15 protein-coding genes and 2 pseudogenes are annotated in these 20,805 nt (G+C 70.9%); 9 read left to right on the plus strand and 8 right to left on the minus strand.

Annotation, left to right across the window (positions count from 1 at the left end; translation table 11 throughout):
- Positions 1 to 4 precede the first annotated feature (4 nt).
- The 5 genes and pseudogenes from JQX11_RS03235 to JQX11_RS33295 all read right to left on the minus strand — a co-directional run.
- Positions 5 to 1,018: an ABC transporter substrate-binding protein gene (locus JQX11_RS03235; protein WP_204923430.1), complete on the minus strand. Its 1,014-nt coding sequence runs from the start codon at positions 1,016 to 1,018 to the stop codon at positions 5 to 7.
- Between the two features lie 87 nt (positions 1,019 to 1,105).
- Positions 1,106 to 1,828: an ABC transporter ATP-binding protein gene (locus tag JQX11_RS03240; protein WP_204923431.1), complete on the minus strand. Its 723-nt coding sequence runs from the start codon at positions 1,826 to 1,828 to the stop codon at positions 1,106 to 1,108.
- On the minus strand, positions 1,825 to 2,679 hold the full coding sequence (locus JQX11_RS03245; RefSeq protein WP_204923432.1) for an ABC transporter permease: 855 nt from the start codon (positions 2,677 to 2,679) through the stop codon (positions 1,825 to 1,827). The genes JQX11_RS03240 and JQX11_RS03245 overlap by 4 nt, the downstream gene beginning before the upstream one ends.
- A gap of 308 nt (positions 2,680 to 2,987) precedes the next feature.
- Positions 2,988 to 3,422, minus strand: a pseudogene (locus JQX11_RS03250) (cellulose binding domain-containing protein); the annotation flags it as partial.
- Between the two features lie 87 nt (positions 3,423 to 3,509).
- Positions 3,510 to 5,564: pseudogene (locus tag JQX11_RS33295) on the minus strand (glycosyl hydrolase family 28 protein); the annotation flags it as partial.
- On the opposite strand from JQX11_RS33295, the gene JQX11_RS03255 reads away from it, so the two are divergent.
- Positions 5,509 to 6,534 (plus strand): LacI family DNA-binding transcriptional regulator, encoded by a 1,026-nt coding sequence (locus tag JQX11_RS03255; protein ID WP_232377014.1) that lies wholly within the window; start codon positions 5,509 to 5,511, stop codon positions 6,532 to 6,534. The pseudogene JQX11_RS33295 and the gene JQX11_RS03255 overlap by 56 nt on opposite strands.
- A 290-nt stretch (positions 6,535 to 6,824) precedes the next feature.
- Here the strand turns inward: JQX11_RS03255 and JQX11_RS03260 are convergent, their stop codons facing one another.
- Positions 6,825 to 7,286, minus strand: a complete 462-nt coding sequence (locus JQX11_RS03260; protein WP_204923434.1) for a VOC family protein — start codon at positions 7,284 to 7,286, stop codon at positions 6,825 to 6,827.
- Between the two features lie 285 nt (positions 7,287 to 7,571).
- Between JQX11_RS03260 and JQX11_RS03265 the strand changes: the two genes are divergently transcribed.
- From JQX11_RS03265 to JQX11_RS03290, 6 genes are all read left to right on the plus strand, one after another.
- Complete coding sequence (locus JQX11_RS03265; RefSeq protein WP_204923435.1) at positions 7,572 to 8,609, plus strand: LacI family DNA-binding transcriptional regulator; 1,038 nt, start codon at positions 7,572 to 7,574, stop codon at positions 8,607 to 8,609.
- An 86-nt stretch (positions 8,610 to 8,695) separates the two neighbouring features.
- The gene (locus JQX11_RS03270; RefSeq protein WP_204923436.1) at positions 8,696 to 10,000 is read left to right on the plus strand and encodes an ABC transporter substrate-binding protein; all 1,305 of its coding nucleotides are present in this window, start codon (positions 8,696 to 8,698) and stop codon (positions 9,998 to 10,000) included.
- Positions 10,001 to 10,067: 67 nt separating this feature from the next.
- Positions 10,068 to 11,045, plus strand: coding sequence for a carbohydrate ABC transporter permease (locus JQX11_RS03275; RefSeq protein WP_204923437.1), 978 nt, complete (start codon positions 10,068 to 10,070; stop codon positions 11,043 to 11,045).
- 1 nt (position 11,046) lies between these two features.
- Complete coding sequence (locus JQX11_RS03280) at positions 11,047 to 11,925, plus strand: carbohydrate ABC transporter permease (protein ID WP_204923438.1); 879 nt, start codon at positions 11,047 to 11,049, stop codon at positions 11,923 to 11,925.
- Entirely contained in the window at positions 11,922 to 14,162 is a 2,241-nt protein-coding gene (yicI, locus tag JQX11_RS03285; RefSeq protein WP_204923439.1) for an alpha-xylosidase, read from the plus strand. Before JQX11_RS03280 ends, yicI begins: the two co-directional genes overlap by 4 nt.
- Positions 14,159 to 15,559 carry a GH1 family beta-glucosidase gene (locus tag JQX11_RS03290; RefSeq protein ID WP_204923440.1) on the plus strand — a complete coding sequence of 467 codons (1,401 nt, stop codon included), beginning with the start codon at positions 14,159 to 14,161 and terminating at the stop codon, positions 15,557 to 15,559. Before yicI ends, JQX11_RS03290 begins: the two co-directional genes overlap by 4 nt.
- A 97-nt stretch (positions 15,560 to 15,656) precedes the next feature.
- On the opposite strand, the gene JQX11_RS03295 is transcribed toward JQX11_RS03290, so the two are convergent.
- The gene (locus JQX11_RS03295) at positions 15,657 to 17,063 is read right to left on the minus strand and encodes an NAD(P)/FAD-dependent oxidoreductase (RefSeq protein WP_204923441.1); all 1,407 of its coding nucleotides are present in this window, start codon (positions 17,061 to 17,063) and stop codon (positions 15,657 to 15,659) included.
- A gap of 376 nt (positions 17,064 to 17,439) precedes the next feature.
- Between JQX11_RS03295 and JQX11_RS03300 the strand changes: the two genes are divergently transcribed.
- Complete coding sequence (locus JQX11_RS03300; RefSeq protein ID WP_204923442.1) at positions 17,440 to 18,645, plus strand: pyridoxal phosphate-dependent aminotransferase; 1,206 nt, start codon at positions 17,440 to 17,442, stop codon at positions 18,643 to 18,645.
- A gap of 67 nt (positions 18,646 to 18,712) precedes the next feature.
- Positions 18,713 to 19,582 (plus strand): NAD(P)-dependent oxidoreductase, encoded by an 870-nt coding sequence (locus JQX11_RS03305; protein WP_204923443.1) that lies wholly within the window; start codon positions 18,713 to 18,715, stop codon positions 19,580 to 19,582.
- Between the two features lie 18 nt (positions 19,583 to 19,600).
- On the opposite strand, the gene JQX11_RS03310 is transcribed toward JQX11_RS03305, so the two are convergent.
- Positions 19,601 to 20,515, minus strand: coding sequence for an aminoglycoside phosphotransferase family protein (locus JQX11_RS03310; RefSeq protein ID WP_204923444.1), 915 nt, complete (start codon positions 20,513 to 20,515; stop codon positions 19,601 to 19,603).
- Between the last annotated feature and the right edge of the window lie 290 nt (positions 20,516 to 20,805).

The following is a 20,805-nucleotide window of genomic DNA, read 5'->3' on the forward strand; positions in this document are numbered from 1 at the left end:
CGGGTCAGAGCTTCTCGTACACCGGCTTGGCGGCCCGCTTCTTCAGCACGCCGACCTCGACCGCCAGGTCGATCTGCTTCTCCAGGTTGGCGAAGACGGTGTCGTCCCACACGTCGGCGTAGACCGGGGCGAGCCGCTCCGGCAGCAGTTGGATCGCCTTCTTCTCGTCGGCGGGGACGCCGTAGTCGGCGTGGTACTTCCCGATCAGGGTCGGGTCCTTCTTGATCAGCCGCCAGGCGTCCAGGGTGAAGTCGACGTACGCCTTCGCGGTCTCCCGGTTGGCGGCCAGCCAGTCGCGGCGTACGGCGGTGCCGTTGAGGAACAACGGGCTGCTGTCGCCGGTACCGGTGCGCCACAGTTCGTCGACGGAGGCGAGCTGCCGGTTGCCGGAGCCGACCAGGCGGGTGGCGTTGGGTTCGATGGCGATGATCGCGTCGAGGTCGCCGCGCTCGTACAGGGCGAGGTTGGCGATGGGCTGCCCGGTGAACAGCTTGAACTCCCTGTCGAAGCGGATGCCGTTGACGGCCGAGGCGAGCGCCGCCGCCCGGTAGGTGTCGCTGCTGGGTGGCTGCACGCCGACCTTCCTGCCCTTCAGGTCGGCGATGCTCTGGTAGGGGCTGTCGGCCGGGACGATCCAGCGGCCGTGGTTCCACAGCGACGGCCCGACGATGACCACGTCATGGCCGCTGGTGTTCACCTCGGTGGCGCCCAGCGGGCCGAAGGCGTAGATGTCGAGCACGCCGGTGAGCAGCTGCTCCTGCCCCGCGCCGGGGCCGCCGCCGGCCCTGCGGTCGAGGCGGAGGCCGTGCTTGGCCTCCAGGCCGAACTGCTCGGCGACGGAGTCGCGGATCGCCCCCGCCGTGCCGGGGCTGCGGGGCTGCACCTTGGCGCTGCGGGTGCCGGCGGCGGCCGGCTCGTCGTCGCCGCAGGCGCTCAGCAGGGTGGCCGCGCCGGCGCCGCCGGCGACAAGCCCGGCGGCACGCAGCAGGGATCGTCGGGTGAGGGGTGTCGTGGACACGGGGGTTCCTTCCAGATGGTTCAGGGGTGCCCCGGCTCGCGGGGTGTGGGCGGCGGACCGGTGGCCGCGCCGTCGGGTGGGGCGGGTTCAGGTGAGGGCGGCGACGATGCGGCGGTGCACGTCGAACAGGTCCGGGTCCTCGGGGCTTCGGGGGCGCGGGCGGTCGATGCGGTACTCCCCGACCACCTCGGCGGGACGTCCGCCGAGCACCACCACCCGGTCGGCGAGGAACGCGGCCTCCAGCGCGTTGTGGGTGACCAGCAGGCCGGTGCGGGGGGTCCGCAGCCAGAGTTGTTGCAGCAGCAGCCGCAGGCGGCGGGCGGTCAGCTCGTCGAGCGCGCTGAACGGTTCGTCGAGCAGCAGCACCTCGGGGCGGACGACGAACGCGCGGGCCACGGCGACGCGCTGGCGCTGCCCGCCGGAGAGCACCGACGGGTACGACCTGGCGTAGTCGGTCAGGCCGACGGCGTCGAGGATCGGGGCGACCTCCGCGGTGTCGACGCCGGCCGCCGTCGCGGCGAGCCGCACGTTGGTCTCGACGGACGTCCAGTCCAGCAGCCGGGGCTGCTGGAACACCATGCCGAGGCGGGGTCGTCCGCCGCCGGTGGAGACGGTGCCCGCATCGGGGCGTTCCAGGCCGGCGATCAGGTGCATCAGGGTGGTCTTGCCGGTGCCGGAGCCGCCGACCACGGCCACCAGTTCGTCGGGGGCGAGGGTGAGGGAGAAGTCGCGGAAGATCTGCTGCCGTTCGCCGGTACGCCGGTTGGTGAACGCCTTGTCGACCCTGTCGAGGCTGATCCGGACGCTCATCGCAGCGCCACCCGCCGCCAGCGCACCGCCCGGCGTTCCAGGGTCTGCAGCAGCCCGTACTCGATGGCGGCCATGACCAGGGCGAAGGCGACGGTCCAGGCGAGCACCCCGGCCACGTTGTGCTGGGAGAACTCCAGGTTGAGCTGGTAGCCGACGCCGTCGGCGAGGCCGAAGATCTCCACCAGCACGATGACCTTCCAGGCCATCGCGATGCCCAGCCGCGCCCCGGTGAACAGGTCGGGGACGATGGCGGGCAGCCACACGTACCGCAGTCGGGTCAGCGCGTCGAACCGGTAGACGTGGGCCATCTCGCTCAGCGCCGGGTCGACCGAGCGGACGCCCTGGGCGACGTTGATAGTCAGCGCGGGGGCTGCCGCGAGGGCCACGGTGAGGACCGGGTTGAGCAGGCTCACCCCGAACCAGATCACGCACAGCAGGGCCTTGACCAGGCCGGGGGTGGCCAGTCCGATGAGGACGGCGGGCTCCAGGAAGCGGCGCAGCCATTCGCTGCGGCCCATCGCGATGCCGGCGGCGACGGACACGACGAACGCCGCCGCGAAGCCGAGCACGACGCGGGTGAGGGTGACCCGGACGTTCTCCGCCAGCGCGCCGCTGGTGGTGATGTCGGCCAGGTTGCGGGCGATCTCCCCGAGGCCGGGGATCAGGGCGCTGCCGGCGGTGTGCGCCATGAGCTGCCAGCCGGCCGCGAGCAGGCCGACGAGCAGCAGCGCGGGCAGTGGCCGGGTCAGGCGTGCGGCGACGCCGGTGGCGGGTGGGCGGCCCGGCGGCGCGGGCGACCGCCGACCGCCGAGCACGACCTCCTCGACGCCGACGGGGTGCGTGACGGTCATCGACATCCCATCCTTCGGTACGCGGGCCGCGTCGTCCTCGACGCCGGCAGACCAGTGACCAGCACGACAACGCCAGCCGCTGCATTTCCTATCCTGCCGATAGGATTAGTAGGCTTGCAATGTCGTCCCATCTGACGGGATACATCTTGTGGAGTAGTTGGCCGAGCGCAACGGGTGACCGTCACCGACCGGGGCGTCCAGGGTCCGGCCGCCGGTCGGGGTGACCGGGCCCGGCGTGCACGCACGAACGGCCGGTGTGACCGCAACCCCGAGGGGAGGCGGTCACACCGGCCGGTGTGACGGTCGGGTCAGGAGACGACGCAGCTGACCCCGTTGAGGGTGAAGGAGCCGGGCCGGCCGGTGTTGCCGGTGTGGGTGGCCTGGAAGCCGATGTCGGTGGACTCGCCGGCCGCCAGCGTCGCGTTGTACGAGACGTTGCGGGCGGAGACCTGACCGCTGGAGCCGGTGTAGGTGGCGTTCCAGCCGTTGGTGAGCGTCTGCCCGGTGGGCAGGGTGAACGCCAGGGTCCACCCGTTGATCGCCGACGTGCCGCGGTTGGTGATGCGGATGCTGGCGGTGAACCCGTCGTTCCAGGAGTTCATCGTGTAGCCCACCGCGCAGTCACCGGACTGGCCCGGCGGCGGGGTGGTGGGCGGGGGCGGCGTGGTGGGCGGAGGGGTGGTGGGGGGCGGCGTCGTCGGGGGCGGGGTGGTGGGCGGCGGCGTCGTGGGGGGCGGGGTGGTCGGCGGCGTCGTGGCGAAGGTGATGTTCGAGACGTAGGAGTTGATGTTCCAGCTCGCGTCCCCGTCGGTCTGGCTGGTGACCTGTCGACCCTGGACGGTGAAGTTGGTGAAGTGCACGCCGCTGATGTTGACCGTCGAGGACCGCCCGTGCAGGTTGACGACCTTCTTCACGTCCGAGGAGACGTTGGTGAAGTAGGCGTTGCGGATCGTCGAGGTGTTCTTCACCGTCCGCCAGGACGGCGGGCGGTCCTCCTGGAGGTCGATCAGGCTGTCGGTCTGTTCGACCCGGACGTCCTCCCACCGGGTGTTGGACACGACGGCGGTGTCGACCGCGTCGATCACCATCGAACGTCCCGCCTTCACCACGTCGATGTCGCGGAAGACGATCCCGTCCATCGACGTTCCCTCGGTCTTGGTGCCGATCTTCGCGCAGGCGGAGTTGCTGTAGCAGACGACGTGCTCGTGGACGACGTTCCTGGTGTTGACGATGCCGCTGGCGAACTCGTTCTTGGTCGCCATGTTGTCGTCGCCCGTGTAGAGGAACGCGTTGGACAGCAGGCTGTTGGTCGACTCGTCGAAGTCCACGCCGTCGGTGTTGTTGTACCCCGAGTTCGGCCGGCAGTTGATCAGCTTGTAGTTCCGGATGGTGACCCGGTCGCTGCGGTAGACGAGGGTGTTCCAGTAGCTGGAGTCGCGGACGGTGACGCCGTCGACCAGGATGTCGGAGCTCTCCTCGATCTTCAGCACGGCCAGGTTGATGCCCTGGGCCCGCAGGTACTTGCCGTTGCCGTCGATCACCCCACGGCCCAGCAGCTTGGCGTTGCGCACCTGGTACATCCGCAGCGAGGCGTGCTGCATGCCCTCGATGTTCACCCCGCCACTGCCGGTGTTGAAGTCCGCCTTCTGGTTCGAGCCGTAGAGGATCGCTCCGGCGGCCAGGTAGAGGGTCATGTTGCTCCTCATCCACAGCTCACCGACCTGGTACCGGCCCGGCGGCACGTACAGGATGTTCCGGGTCGCCCCGGACGCGGCGTTGATGGCGCTCTGGATCTTGGAGGTGACCAGCGTCCCCCCGGTGTTGTCGACGCCGTAGTCGGCCAGGCTCTTGACGTCGGCGTCGCCCACCTGCGGCGCGTCCGCCTCGGGCGCGTCGATCAGGACGAACAGCAGTTCCTTGGTGTCGAACTGGACGATCAGGTAGTTGGGGCCGCTGGTGAAGCTGATCGTGTTGCCGCTGCGGGCGACAGCGAGTTTCCGGCTCTTGGGGCTGACGGTGTACGAGCTGAAGCCCTCGGCGACGGTGACCGAGAACTGGGCGGTTCCCGCCGCCGCCATTGAGCAGTGCGCGTAGTGCACCTGCATCTCCGGGGCGTACTTGGTCATCTTCTCGACGAACAGCGGGGTGGCGTCCGCCGTGACGGTGTAGAACGTGCTCTTCGTCGCGCCGCGCAGGGCGGGATCGGCGACGCAGCCGCCGGCGGCCGCACCTGACGAGCCGTTCGCGGCTGCCGCGGTCGCACCGTGGACCGGTGCCACCACCGCGCCGGTCGCGACACCGCCGACGGCGAGGAGAGCGATCGTTGCCCAGATCGCGAGGCGTCTGTTCTTCATGGGGACCCTTCTCGGGGGATGGATTGGGTACGCCCGGACGACTCCCGCCACAGGCGGGTCGGCACCGGCGCGACCGCTGGCCGTGGCGCAGGACCGCACTGGTCCCGACGGGCCCTTCCGTGTCGCTCGCCGCGCTGCCCGGTTTTCTCGCAACGGGGACACGGAACCGGCAAATGGGCCCCGCCAAGAAACGTTTCCACAGCGGACACTACGCTTGACATGGATATTCGTCAATGAGGGGAGATGTTGCGGATAGAAACTATCGGATCGGAAGCCGGAAACTTTCCATCGACCGATCTGATGACGGTGCCGGATCGAGCCCGCGGGGTGAACCCCTGCGGACCGCCCCGACCTGTCCCCCTCGCGCCGACCGGCGCCCCGGGCGACGGACCCGATACGCTCGCCCCGACGGCCGGCGTCCGCCGGGGCGGCTTGCGCCGGTCGGACCCGCACGCCGGCAGGAAGGGGAGCGGGCATGTCGTCGAGGCGGTCGGCAGCCGACCCACCGCGACCGGTGACCATCTCCCACATCGCCAGGACGGCCGGCGTGTCCGTGCCGACCGTGTCGAAGGTGATCAACGGCCGGGCCGGGGTGGCGCCCGGGACCCGGGCCCGGGTCGAGTCGCTGATCAGCGAGTACGGCTACCGCAAGTCCGCTCCACCGGCCGGCGGCACCACCATCGAGCTGGTCATCGGGCAGGGCGGGGAGCTGCCGGGCATCGAGATCATCCAGGGCGTCCAGCAGGTCGCCCGCGAGCGCCAGCTCGGTGTGGTGCTGTCCGGGTCGGGTCCCGGCGACGACCCGGGACGGTACTGGCTCGACCACGCGGTGTCGCGTCGTTCCCTCGGCGTGGTGGCCGTCGCGCAGCTCGACGCCGACGCGCGGGACCAGCTCCGTCGGCACGCGATCCCCTTCGTGGTCGTCGACCCCACCCACGAGTTGCCCGAGGACGTGCCGTTCGTCGGGGCGACGAACTGGTCGGGTGGTCGGGCTGCCACCCGGCACCTGCTCGGCCTGGGGCACCGCCGCATCGCGGCGGTCACCGGACCCGACCACGTGCTGTCCCGCCGGGCGCGCTTCGACGGCCACCGGTCCGCGCTGGAGGAAGCCGGCCACACCGGGCAGCCGGCGCTCGTGACCCGGCGGGACCTGACCCGGGAGGGCGGCCGGTCGGCCGCCCGCGACCTGCTGGCCCGACCGGACCGGCCGACCGCGGTCGTCACCGGCAACGACCTGCAGGCGGTGGGCGTCTACCAGGCTGCGCGGGCAGCCGGCCTGCGCATCCCGGAGGATCTCAGCGTCATCGGCTTCGACGACCTGCCCGTCGCCGCCCAGTTGGACCCGCCGCTGACCACGGTCCACCGGCCGCTGGGCCAGATGGCGGTCACCGCCACCGGGATGGTGCTCGCGCTGGGCCGGGGCGAGCGGCCCGCGCAGACCGGGATCGAGCTGGCCACGACGCTTGCGGTACGGCACAGCACCGCTCCGCCCAACGCCTGACGGCCGACGTCGAACGCCGCGACCCCGGACGGCCGGCCCCGACCATCCCGGCTCTGACCGCCCGCTCGGCGGAAGCCGCCAGAGTCCACAGTGGGCCTGCCGTGCTCGCGGTCCGCACCACCGGTGGCCCCCAACGGGCATCCCGTCCGGGCGCCGGCCTCCAGATCAGACGGTACAGAGGCGGCGAATACCGGCACTCTCGGGATGGCCGAGAGTGCCGGGGTAGGCAAGGGTCGCCCCGACCGAAGTCGGGGTGTCGGGCGGCCCCGGACCGCGGGAGGTGCGTCGGGTCAGTGGGAGTGGGCCACGGCGACGTCGAGGATCCAGGTGACGCCGAACCGGTCGGTCAGCATCCCGAAGCCCGGGGTCCACGGGGAGGGACCGAACCTCTCGATGATCTCGGCGCCGTCGGCGAGCCCGTCCCACAGCGCGCTGACCTCGTCGGCGGTTTCGCCGCGGACGCAGACGAAGAACCGCTCACCGGTCAGGGTCATGCCGTGCTCGCGGGAGGTGGTCACGGCCGGCACCGCGGCGGGCCCCGGGCCGGGGACGTCGTAGGCCATGATCGTGAAGCCGTTGTCGGCGGTGACCTGACCGAAGACGACCCTGTCGGCGTCGGGCAGGTCACCGGGCATGCCGAAGTCGCGATAGGCGACGACGGTGAGGTGACCGCCGAAGACGGACCGGTAGAACTCCAGCGCCGCGCGGGCCTCGCCGCGGAAGTTCAGGTGCGTGGTCGTGGTGATGGCCATGAGGGCTCCTTGTGGTTGTTCCCGATGGGGTTGGCTTGAGAACGAGACTCGCAGCAGTAGGTGACAGGGAGTGGCACCTACCGCGGGCGGAGCAGGGTCATGCCGGAAATCTCCACCTGCCCGCCGGCCCCGGCGACGGTCCACCCCACCCGGGCGGCGACCCCCGTTCGACATCGGCTATTGACGTCGCCGTAACAGGGGGCTTAGCGTCTGTCGAACCGCTTCGTCGAACCGCTTCGACGATCACTCACGTGCGGTTCCCCGCCTGACCGGAGGAGGTGCGCGATGGCCACCATGCACGACGTCGCCCGCCTGGCGCAGGTCTCGGTCAGCACCGTGTCCTACGTCCTCACCGGGGCCCGGCCGATCTCCCAGGCGACCCGGGCCAAGGTGCTCGCCGCCATGGCGCAGCTCGACTACCAGCCCAACGCGATGGCCCGGGGCCTGGCCAGCCGGCGCAGCCGGATCCTGGGCCTGCTGCTGCCGATGGACGAGCGCGGGCTCGGCGCGACCGAGGCGGCGTTCGTCACCGGGGCCGCCGCGGCGGCCAGCGCCGTCGGCTACCACCTGGTGCTGTCGCCCGTCGGCGGGGGCGGCGACCTCGACGAGCTGCGCCGGCTGGCCAGCCAGCGGATGTTCGACGGGGTCGTGCTGATGGAGGTGCAGCTCGCCGACGAGCGGGTCGACGCCCTTGCGCAGGCCGGGGTGCCGCTGGTGCTGATCGGACGCACCGGGGACACCGACGGCCTCTCCTACGTCGACATCGACTTCGAGCAGACGGTGCGGGAGGCGGTGGCGCACCTGGTCGGCCTGGGGCACCGGCAGATCGTCTACGTCAACCACTCGGCCGAGACCCTGGCCAGCGGTTACGGGCCGGCGTTGCGGACCCGGGACGCGTTCGTCACGGCGATGACCGGCCACGGCCTGGAGCCGGTCATGATCCCGGCGCAGGACAGCGCCGCCGGTGGGCGGGCCGCGCTGGCCGCCGCCGTCGCACGGACGCCGGGCCTGACGGCCGTGCTGGCCATGAACGAGACAGCGATCTTCGGCATCCTCGGCGAGTTGACCGCGCGGGGGCTGAGCGTGCCCGACGACGTGTCGGTGGTCTCGATGGTCACCTCGCCGCAGGTCGCCGAGCTGGCCACCCCGGCGCTGACCGCGATGACGTCGCCCGGCTCGGCGATGGGCCGGATCGCGATCGAGGCGCTGGTGCGCCACCTGGACGGGGCCGGCAACGAGCGCCACCAGCAGTTGCTGCCGTGCGCGCTGGAGATCCGGGGATCGACCGCAGCACCCCGCAGTCGTCAGCCCGATGGGGGTTGACCAGGTAAAACGGCCCGTCGCCGCGCGGCAACGCGACGACGGACCCAGTGAAGTACCGGGCTCGATACTCAACGAGGAGGATAGCAATGCAGCGATTCCGCCGGATCGTCGCCGCGATCGCCCTGGCGGCCACCGCGACGACCACCGTGGCCGCGTGCGGCGGCGACGACAGCGGTGACGACAGCGGGGCCAAGACCCTCAAGCTCTGGCACTACGAGGGTGAGAACAGCGCGATGGGGGTCGGCTGGGCCAGGGCCATCGAGATCTTCAAGACCGAACACCCGGGTGTCGAGGTGCGCTTCGAGCGCAAGGCGTTCGAGCAGATCCAGCAGAACGCCGGCATGATCATCAACTCGTCCGAGGGCCCGGACATCATGGAGTACAACAAGGGCAACGCGACGGCCGGCCTGCTGTCGTCCCAGGGCCTGCTCACCGACCTCAGCGGCGAGGCCGACAAGCGCGGCTGGGCCGGCAAGCTCAGCCCCAGCCTGCAGACCACCGCCCGGTACAGCGACAAGGGCGTGATGGGATCGGGCAACTGGTTCGGGGTGCCCAACTACGGCGAGTACGTCACGGTCTACTACAACAAGGACCTGTTCGACCGCAACGGCGTCACGGTGCCCACCAGCATGGCGGAGCTGACCGCCGCGATGGACACCTTCGTCGACAAGGGCATCACCCCGCTGGGCATGGCCGGCGCCGAGTACCCGGCCGGGCAGCTGTTCTACCAGTTGGCCCTGTCGAAGGCCGACCGGCAGTTCGTCGACGACTACCAGCTCTACAAGAACCCGGTCGACTTCCGCGCCGACCCGCTGAAGTACGGCGCGGACACCTTCGCCGACTGGGTGCGCAAGGGCTACGTGGCCAAGGACTCGGCGAGCCTCAAGGCCGAGGACATGGGCACGGCGTTCATCGCGGGCAAGACCCCGATGATCGTCTCCGGGAGCTGGTGGTACGGCCGGTTCAAGGCCGAGATGAAGGCCGACTGGGACACCTTCCTGTTCCCGGGCAACACCCTCAACGCCGGCTCGTCCGGCAACCTCTGGGTCGTCCCGACCAACAGCAAGGCCAAGAGCCTGGCGTACGACTTCATCGACATCACCCTGCGTCCGGAGATCCAGGACCTGATCGGCAACAACGGTGGCATCCCGGTGGCCGGTGACCCTGCGAAGATCACCGACCCGAAGGACCGCAAGCTGATCGAGGACTTCAACACGGTCAGCAAGCAGGACGGCCTGGCCTTCTACCCGGACTGGCCGGTGCCCGGCTACTACGACGTGCTGGTCGGCGGGTTCCAGGCGCTGATCAACGGATCCAAGTCCCCCGACCAGGTGCTCGACACGATCGCCAAGCCGTACGCCGACGGCGTCAAGGAGATCACCGGCAAGTGACACGGCGAGCGGCGGGCGCGACCGGCACGACCGGCGCGCCCGCCCACCCCGCCGGGAAGGATCCTGGATGACAGTCCCCGACACCGTCGCCGGCACACCGCAGGCGACGCCCCCGCCCCCCTCCCCCGCGTCCCCGCGCCGCCGCCGACGCGACGGCCGCGACGCGGCGTACTGGCTCTACCTGCTCCCCGGGGCGGTGCTGTTCGTCCTGGTCATCGGCGTGCCGCTGGTCGGCACCGGCTACCTGTCGCTGACCCGGTGGTCGGGCGTCGGTGACCCCACCTTCGTCGGGTTGGACAACTACCGGCGGCTGCTGGACGACGACGTGTTCTGGGCGTCGTTCCGCAACACCGTGGCGATGATCGTCGCGATGGTGGTGGTGCCGACGCTGCTCGGGCTGCTGCTCGCCTCGGTGCTCTTCGACGTCATCGGGCGGCGGTTCCGGCCCCGGACGGCGGCGGCCCTGCGGGCCGCGTTCTACCTGCCGCAGGTGCTGCCCGTGGTGGTGGCCGGCATCGTGTGGGGCTGGATCCTGCGTCCCGACGGCGCGTTCAACAGCGTGCTCGACGCGGTCGGTCTCGGCGCGCTGCGCCACGACTGGCTGGGCGACCCGGACACCGCGCTGCCGGCGGTGATGGCGGTGATGATCTGGGTGCAGATCGGCTACCCGGTGGTCGTGTTCATGGCGGCGTTGCAGCGGGTCGACCCGGAGCTGTACGAGGCGGCCGAGGTCGACGGGGCGAACTGGCTGCGCCGGTTCCGGGCGATCACCCTGCCGCAGATCCGGCCGGAGACCTTCGTGGTGGCCCTGACCTGCACGATCGCCGCTCTGAAGGTGTTCGGGCCGATCTTCGCGCTGACCCGGGGCGGCCCGGAGAACGCCACCAACGTGCCGTCGTACTTCGCGTACTACACGTTCTTCAAGAAGCTCCAGGTCGGCTACGGCTCGGCGATCTCCACCGTACTCACCGTGATAATCGTGGTGGTGGCCGTGGTCTTCATCGCCGTGCAGGCCCGCAGCGAACGCCGGGACCGGGGGATCTGAGATGACCGTGACGATCGCCAAGGTCCCGGTCCACCGCAAGAAGGTGCGCGACCGCCACCACCGGGGCGTCAGCCGCTGGGTGGTGCTCGCACTGGTCACCGTGGGCGCGCTGGTCATGCTGGTGCCGTTCGCGTTCATGCTGCTCAACGCGTTCAAGTCGCCCGGGGACTACTCGTCGGGCGGCCCGCTGAGCTGGCCGTCGGAGTTCTACACCACGGGTCTGCGGACGTACTGGTCGGAGGTGAACTTCCCGCTCAAGCTGTGGAACTCGGCGCTCATCGCCGGGTCGGTGGCGGTGCTCGGTGTCGTCGTGTCGCTGCTCAACGCGTACGCGCTGGGTGTCGGCCGGGTCCGGGGGCGGCTGTGGATCGTCGGGGTGTTCCTGCTGGCCAACATGCTGCCGCAGGAGGCGTTGATCTATCCGCTGTACTACGTCGCCAAGGAGATCGGTCTCTACAACACCCGGCTGTCGGTGATCATCATCTTCACCGTCATCCAGAGCGCGTTCGGCACGTACCTGCTGGCCTCGGTGCTGGGCACGTTCCCCCGGGCGCTGCTGGAGGCCGCCGCGCTCGACGGCGCCGGGAAGTGGACGGTGCTGTGGCGGGTGGTCTTCCCCAACCTGCGGCCCACCCTCGCCGTGCTGCTCATCTTCTTCTTCATCTGGACCTGGAACGAGTTCCTCATCCCGCTGGTCATGCTGATCGACAACCAGACCCAGACCATCCCGGTCGCCCTCGCGTCGTTGCAGGGTGACCGGCTGATGGACGCCCCCACCACCAACGCCGGCGCCCTGATCAGCCTGGTGCCGGCCATCCTGTTCTTCCTCATCTTCCAGCGCACCCTGGCGCGCGGCATCACGGCAGGAGCCGAGAAGTGAAGTTCACCGACGGGTACTGGCAACTGCGCCCCGGGGTCAGCGTGCTGCGCCCCGGCACTGTCGAATCGGTCGAGCCGGACGACCGCGGTTTCACCGTCTTCGCGCCGGCCGGTCAGATCAACGGCCGGGGCGACACGCTCAACCGGCCGGTCGTCACCGTCCGGTTCTTCTCCCCCGCACCCGGCGTGGTCGGGGTGACCATCGGCCACCACAGCGGCGGGCTGCCCCGCGAACCCCGCTTCGGGCTGGACACCGACGACACCCACCCGGTCACCGTCGACATCACCGGGATCAGCGCGTCGCTGACCACCGGCGAGCTGACCGTGCGGGTCGCGCTGGTCGACGGCTGGCGGGTCGAGTTCAAGCACGGCGACCGGCTGGTCACCGCGTCCACCGAACGCAGCATCGGCATCGTCACCGACGGCGAGGGACGCCGGTACGTGCACGAGCGGCTCGCGCTCGGCGTCGGCGAGACGGTGTACGGGCTGGGCGAGCGGTTCGGCCCGTTCGTCAAGAACGGGCAGACGGTCGACATCTGGAACGCCGACGGCGGCACCGCCAGCGAGCAGGCTTACAAGAACGTGCCGTTCTATCTGAGCAGCGCCGGCTACGGGTTGTTCGTGGACCACCCGGAGCACGTGTCGTTCGAGGTCGGCTCGGAGGTCGTGGCGCAGACCCAGTTCAGCGTGGAGGGCCAGTCGCTGACCTACCACGTCATCGACGGGCCCACCCCGAAGGACGTGCTGCGCCGCTACACCGCGCTGACCGGCCGCCCGGCCCGGGTGCCCGCCTGGTCGTACGGGCTGTGGCTGTCCACGTCGTTCACCACGTCGTACGACGAGAAGACGGTGACCGAGTTCGTTGACGGGATGGCCGAGCGGGACCTGCCGCTGTCGGTCTTCCACTTCGACTGCTTCTGGATGCGCCAGTTCCACTGGGTCGACTTCGTCTGGGACCCGGCGACTTTCCCCGACCCGGAGGGCATGCTGCACCGGCTGCACGAGCGGGGCCTGAAGGTGTGCGTGTGGATCAACCCGTACATCGCCCAGCGGTCGTACCTGTTCGAGGAGGGCCGCGAGGCCGACTACCTGGTACGCAACCCGGACGGGTCGGTGTGGCAGTGGGACAAGTGGCAGGCCGGCATGGCGCTCGTCGACTTCACCAACCCCGACGCGGTGGCCTGGTTCACCGGCAAGCTCAAGTCACTGCTGGACATGGGCGTCGACTGCTTCAAGACCGACTTCGGCGAGCGCATCCCGACCGACGTGGTGTGGCACGACGGGTCGGACCCGCAGCGCATGCACAACTACTACTCCTACCTCTACAACAAGGCGGTCTTCGAGCTGCTGGAGACCGAACGCGGCGAGGGTGAGGCGGTGGTGTTCGCCCGCTCCGCCACCACCGGCGGCCAGCAGTTCCCGGTGCACTGGGGCGGCGACTGCGAGTCGACATTCGTCGCGATGGCCGAGTCGCTGCGCGGCGGGCTGTCCCTGGCGTCGTCCGGCTTCGGCTACTGGAGCCACGACATCGGCGGCTTCGAGGGCACCCCCGACCCGGCGGTGTTCAAGCGGTGGATCGCGTTCGGTCTGCTGTCGTCGCACTCGCGGTTGCACGGCTCCGGCTCGTACCGGGTGCCGTGGGCGTACGACGAGCAGGCCGTGGAGGTGCTGCGCCACTTCACCCGCCTCAAGCTAGGCCTGATGCCGTACCTGGCGGCGACCGCCGAACAGGCGCACCGCGACGGCATCCCGATGATGCGTCCGATGATCGTGGAGTTCCCGGACGATCCGGCCGTGGCGCACCTCGACCGGCAGTACATGCTCGGCCCGGACGTGCTCGTCGCGCCGGTGCTCAGCGCCGACGGGCAGGTCACCTTCTACGTGCCCGCCGGCACCTGGACCCACCTGGTCACCGGGGCGCAGCTCACCGGCCCGGCGTGGGTGACCGAGAAGCACGGGTACGACAGCCTGCCGGTGCTCGCCCGGCCCGGCGCGGTCATCGGGTTCGGGGCGCGCTGCGACCGGCCCGACTACGCCTGGGCCGACGGGGTGGAACTGCGGCTCTACGCTCCGGCGGAGGGGCAACGGCAGCGGGTGCGCATCCCGTCGCCCGACGGGGGGCCGGGTGCCCAGTTCGAGGTGGGGTTCCGGGGCGGGGTGGCGACCGCCGAGCTGGTGTCGGGTGAGTCGTCGGCGTACCACTGCGTGGTGGTCGGCGCGGAGAGGGCGGGACGATGACGGCACGGAACTTCCCGGAGAGCTTCCTCTGGGGGTCGGCGACGGCGGCGTACCAGATCGAGGGCGCGGCCACCGAGGACGGTCGGGGTCCGTCCATCTGGGACACCTACAGCCACACCCCCGGGCGGACGTTGAACGGCGACACCGGTGACGTGGCCGCCGACCACTACCACCGGTGGCCGCAGGATCTGGACCACCTCGCCGAGCTGGGGCTGGGCGCGTACCGCTTCTCGATCTCCTGGCCCCGGGTGCAGCCGGGCGGTTCCGGCCGGTTCAACCCCGCCGGCCTGGACTTCTACGCCCGGCTGGTCGACGGACTGCTGGAGCGCGGCATCCGGCCGGTGGCGACCATGTACCACTGGGACCTGCCGCAGGAGCTGGAGGACGCCGGCGGGTGGCCGGCGCGGGACACGGCGCTGCGTTTCGAGGAGTACGCGGCGGGGATCGTCGGCGCGCTCGGCGACCGGGTGCACACCTGGACGACGCTCAACGAACCGTGGTGCTCGGCGTACCTGGGGTACGGCTCCGGCGTGCACGCGCCCGGCCGCACCGAACCGGCGGCGGCGTTGGCGGCGGTGCACCACCTGAACCTGGCGCACGGCCTGGCCGGGCGGGTGGTGCGGGAGCTGACGCCGAGCGCCGAGCTGTCGGTGACGTTGAACCTGCACGTCGTGCGGGGCGCGTCCGGGTCGGCCGCCGACGCCGACGCGGTCCGGCGGATCGACGCGCTGGCGAACCGGGCGTTCCTCGGCCCGATGCTGGACGGGGCGTACCCGGCGGACCTGCTGGCCGACACCGCCGCCGTCACCGACTGGTCGTTCGTGCGCCCCGGTGACGAGAAGCTGATCGCGGTGCCGCTGGACGTGCTCGGGGTCAACTACTACTCCAGCACCCTGGTCCGCGCCTGGGACGGGCACTCGGCCCGCTCAGCCGCCGACGGGCACGGGGCGTCGGTGCACTCGCCGTGGGTGGGTGCCGAGGACGTCGACTTCCTGCCGCAGCCCGGCCCGTACACGGCGATGGGGTGGAACATCGACCCGCCGGCCTTCACCGAGCTGCTGGTGCGGCTGGGGCGCGACCACCCGGGCCAGCCGTTGATGATCACCGAGAACGGCGCGGCGTTCGACGACGTGGTGTCGGCCGACGGGCGGATCCACGACGACCGGCGGATCGACTACCTGCGCCGGCACATCGGGGCGGTGGCCGACGCCCGCGCGCTGGGCGTGGACGTGCGGGGCTACTTCGTCTGGTCGCTGCTGGACAACTTCGAGTGGGGTTACGGCTACGACCGTCGGTTCGGCATCATCCACGTCGACTACGACACGCAGGAACGCCGCTGGAAGGACAGCGCCCACTGGTACCGCCGGCTGGTCGCCACCGGCCAGCTGGACGGGTAGGCCGGCCGCCTCCCGGTGGGACCTCGGGGTGCCCCGGCCGTCCGGCCGGGGCACCCCGCGTCGTTCCGGTCGGCACCCCGGCGGCCGGTGGTGCGGTTCAGGGGCGTGCCGCGCGGACCCGTTCGAGGCCGAGTCGCGGGCTGGTGACGAGGCGGTAGTCGGCCGACTCCGCGTCGGACAGGGGGTCGCCCCGGACCGGGGTGAAGTCGGGTCCGTCGGAGTCGGGTGCGTGCACCACCTGAAGTTGCGCCCGCACCGCCTCCTCGCGCAGGCGGTCGGTGATGACGCGGGTGGACGAGTCGGCCGCCTCCCGCAGGTCGGACAGACCACCGATGATCTCGGCGAAGGAGCGGGAGGAGACGTCGGTGTCCGGCTGCGCGGACTGCTCGTCGCCGATCAACCGGTCGGAGGTGCGGAAGAAGCCGTCCTTGCCCAGGTAGCGCTCGTACATGATGGTCACCAGCGCGAACAGCCGCATGTACGCGCGCCGGTAGGCGAATTCGAAGAACCTCAGCGCCTCCGCCTCGTCGACCTCGCCACGGTCCACCGAGGCGACGCATGCGGCGGCGGTCAACGCGCTGTAGAGCGCGAGGTGCACGCCGGTGGACAGCAGCGGGTCCAGGAAGCACGCCGCGTCGCCCACGATCGCGTAACCGGGCCCGCAGAACTGGTCCGCGATGTACGAGTAGTCGGTCTCGACCCTCGTCACGCCGAGGAACTCCGCCCCCGCGGTGAGGCCGGCGATGGTCGGTGAGGTTGCGATGAGGTGCCGGTACAGCTCGTCCGACGACTGGTGCTCGTGGCGGTCCCGCGCGAAGGCGTCCTTGGTGGTGACGTAGCCGATGCTCATCCGCCCGCCGGCCATCGGGATCACCCAGTACCAGCCCTCCGGCGAAGAGATGATGTTGATCCCTCCGGTCGGCGTCTCGGGCAGCAGGGTGGCACCGGTCCAGTAGCCCCAGATGCCGACGTTGCGCAGGTTGTTCAGCGGCTCGCGGTTGCCGAAGTGCCGGGCGCTGAGCAGCCCGTTGCGCCCGGTGGCGTCGACCAGGAAGTCGAAGTCGTCGATGGTGAACGGTTCGCCGTCGTCCGGGGAGCACTCCACGGCCACCGGCCGGCCGTCGGCGAAGCGTACCGACCGGCCGGTGACGCCGGTGGTGACGGCGACCCCGTTGTTGCGGGCGTGTTCCAGCAGCAGCGCGTCGAACTCGCTGCGGTCGACCTGCCACGACTGCACCCCGGACTGCGCCTGCCAGTCGAACGTCCACTGGTCGTCGTCCCAGTGGATGACGCCGCCGTTCTTCTTGACGAAGCCGTGGTCGTCGAGGATCTTCGACATGCCGATGGCGTCCAGCACCACCCGGCACGACGGCGTGAGCGACTCACCCACGTGGTATCGCGGGAAGTGGGCGCTCTCGACGAGCCGCACGTCGAGGCCGGCCTGGGCCATCGCCGTTGCCGCGGTGCTCCCGGCGGGGCCACCACCGATCACGAGGACCTTCATGTCTCTGCCACCTTGCCGTTCCGGCCGTAGCCACGCAGGAATGGTGCACGACGACGCGCGTTTCCCCGGCGGCCACCGGGGCCGCCGACGGAATCAGGGGGTGGTGCCGGTCATGGTCGGATCCGGCAGGTGGGTGCCGTGGGTCCCGTACCGGCGGTCGTGCGCCGCACGGGTCGAATCCGATGACGAACGAAGCAGCACAAGCATCCCCATCCTCGCACGAATGAGATAGACGATCGTACATGAAGATCGGTGCGGGCACCGCTACGCTCCGTTACCTCGGGGGGCTGCGGTGGTGGGCCGGAGCAGCCACCCTTCCGGCGGTCGTACTAGGGTGCTTTCCGGGGCAAAGTGTCCAGGTGGTCGAGGGGGTCCGATGCGGCAGGCCAAACGGCTGAAGAGCGTCCGGTACGACATCCGCGGGCCGGTGCTGCGGCGGGCACAGGAGATGGAGGCCGCCGGCCACCGGATCCTCAAGCTGAACCTGGGCAACCCGGCACCCTGGGGACTGGCCACCCCCGGACCGATCGTCGCCGACGTGGTGCAGAACCTCGTCGAGGCGCAGGGCTACAGCGACGCCCGGGGCATCTACTCGGCGCGGGTCGCCGTCGCCCAGCGGTACCAGAACCTGGGCGTGACCGACGTCCAGCCGGACGACGTGCTGCTCGGCAACGGGGTCTCCGAGCTGATCATGATGGTGTTGCAGGCGCTGCTCGACTCCGGCGACGAGGTGCTGGTGCCCAGCCCGGACTACCCGCTCTGGACCGCCGCGGTCAACCTGTGCGGCGGGCAGGCCGTGCACTACCGCTGCGACGAGAGCGCCGGCTGGCAACCCGACCTGGAGCACCTGGCCTCGCGGATCACCGAACGTACCCGCGCCCTCGTGGTGATCAACCCGAACAACCCGACAGGCGCGGTGTACTCGGAGCAGGCCCTGCTCGGCATGATCGAACTGGCCCGCCGGCACGGCCTGATGATCTTCGCCGACGAGATCTACGACCGGATCGTGTACGACGGCGCCACCCACCACACGCTCGCGGCGCTCGCCCCGGACGTGCCGGTGGTCAGCATGGGCGGCCTGTCGAAGGTCTACCGGGCCGCCGGCTTCCGCTCCGGCTGGCTCGCCACCAGCGGCTTCACCGGCACCGACACGGACTACCTGAACGGGCTGCAACTGCTGGCCAACCTCCGGGTCTGCCCGAACGTGCCGGCCCAGCACGCCATCCAGACCGCGCTCGGCGGCTACCAGAGCATCGACGAGCTGATCCGGCCCGGCGGGCGTCTGCTCGAACAGCGCGACCACGCCTGGCGCGAGGTCGTCTCGATCCCCGGTGTCGACTGCGTCAAGCCGGAGGGCGCGCTGTACCTCTTCGCCCGCCTCGATCCGGCCGTCCACAAGATCCACGACGACGAGAAGCTCGTGATCGACCTGCTGGAGCAGCAGCATCTGCTGATCTCGCACGGCAGCGGCTTCAACATCGACACCCCGGACCACCTGCGCATGGTGTTCCTGGCCCCGACCGACGTCCTCGACGACGCGATCGGGCGCATCCGCACCTTCCTGTCCACCTACCGGCAGTAGGAGGGGCCCGCTACCAGCTCACCACCAGCCTGCTCAGGCCGACGGCCGTGGGCGAGAGGAGGGACCGATGACCGATGAGTTGACCGTGGCGGTGCTGGGCGCGGGCATCATGGGTGCCGCCATGGCCCGTAATCTCGTCCGGGCCGGGCACGTCGTCCGCGTGTGGAACCGGTCCCCGGAGAAGGCGGCGGGGACCGGCGCGACCGTGGCGCAGACCCCGGCCGACGCCGTACGCGACGCCGACGTGATCATCACGATGCTGTACGACGGGGCGACCGTCCGCGAGGTGATCGGGCGTGCCGCACCCGGGCTGAAGGCGGGCGCGGCCTGGCTGCAGACCACCACCGTGGGCCTGGCCGACACGGCCGGGTTCGCCGAGATCGCCGCCGAGCACCGGGTGGCGTTCTACGACTCGCCCGTGCTCGGCACCCGACAGCCCGCCGAGGCCGGCCGGTTGACCGTGCTCGCCGCCGGGCCGCAGACCGGCCGGGAGAAGCTCACCGCGGTGTTCGACGCGATCGCGGCCCGGGTGGTGTGGCTGGCTGAGGACGGCGCGCGGGGCGACGCCACCCGGTTGAAGCTGGTGGCGAACAGTTGGGTCCTGACGGTGACCCACGGCGCGGTCGAGATGCTGGCGTTGGCCGGGGCGCTCGGCGTCGACCCGGACCGCTTCTTCGAGGGGATCGAGGGCGGCCCGCTGGACATGGGCTACCTGCACGCCAAGACCGACCTGGTGCGGCAGGGCCGGTTGTCGCCGGCGAGCTTCGCGGTGGAGACCGCCGAGAAGGACGCCCGGCTGATCGTCGCGGCCGGCGAGGACCACGGGGTACGCCTCGACGTCCTGGCCGCCGGTGCGCAACGGTTCCGGCGCGCGGCCGAGCAGGGGCACGGCGACGAGGACATGGCGGCGTCCTACCACGCCAGCTTCGTCCCGTGACACCGGTCCGGCAGCCGATTACCGGTGGTGGCGGGTGAGGCGTCGCATGGCGGCGTGAGCGGGAGGACCCCAGGACGGTTTGCCGCCGGCGCGGTGGTGGACACCGGCGTCGCCGATCAGGATGCCACCGAGGGCGCGCGCCAGGGCCCACCCCCGGGCACGACGGATGGTGGCGGTGTCGGGTGCCGGCCGGTAGGCGGCGAGGAAGTGGTCGATGCCGTCGTCGGGTAGCAGGAGCCATCCGGCGGCAAGGTCGTAGGCGGGGTCCCCCGCGCTGAGGTCGCCGAAGTCGATCACGCCGCAGAGGGTGCCGTCGGTGGTGAGGACGTTGGCCGGGTGCAGGTCGGCATGCAGCCAGCACAACGGCCCCGTCCAGCCAGGGGCGGTGACGGCGTCGTGCCAGACGGCGCGCACCGCGTCCGGGTCGGGGATCAGGCCCCGTTCGGTGGCGTCGGTGAGCGCTGCGGTGAATCCCCCGGTGTGGTCGGTCAGCGGGCCGCCCCGACTGCCGCCGGTCGGAGCGCCGGTGGGGGCAGGCTGGTGCAGTGCGGTCAGGAAGGCGGCCAAGGAGTGCGCCGCGTCGGTGGCCCGGGTGACGGGGTGCCGGTCGGCGGGGACACCCGGCACCCACGTGGTGACGAGCCAGCACCGGGGGAACCGGTCGGACGGTGTGCCGATGCGCTGCGGTACCGGGACCGGCAGTGGAAGGTGCGGGGCCAGGGTGGGCAGCCAGGTGACCTCCTTGCGCAGCAGCGCGTCCGCGCGGTCGGTCGCCCAGGCGAGCCGGACAGCCAGCTCGTCACCGAGCCGCCACATCTGGTTGTCCCACCCGCGTGCGCCCAGCCGAACGGGAAGACCGGCGAGGTCGGGGTGTTGGTCCCGAACCAACTCCTGGACCAGCTCCGCGGTGATCTCCTCTTCCCGGTGGGTCATGCGGAACAACGGTAGTCCCGCAGAGGCGTCTCGCGGGCCCTCGTCACCGGCCGGTCGCGACGATGACGACCGGGAACTCGCGACCTGGTTCCGGCGACGGGAGTAGACGTGTTGCTCGTCGGGTCGCAGTGGTGATTGTGGACGGTTCCTGGATCGGGCATGCTGACACCGCGCGGTCGGGCCGTTCGGCTCGTCGGGGTGCAGAGAGAGTGCCCGGACCGCGCCGGGCGGGCGGGGCTGTGCCTGCTGGAGCGAGGCAACGGCACGTCACACCATCCGCGTCTCCCGAT

The organism is Micromonospora humida (genome assembly GCF_016901255.1).
Classification (GTDB): domain Bacteria; phylum Actinomycetota; class Actinomycetes; order Mycobacteriales; family Micromonosporaceae; genus Micromonospora; species Micromonospora wenchangensis.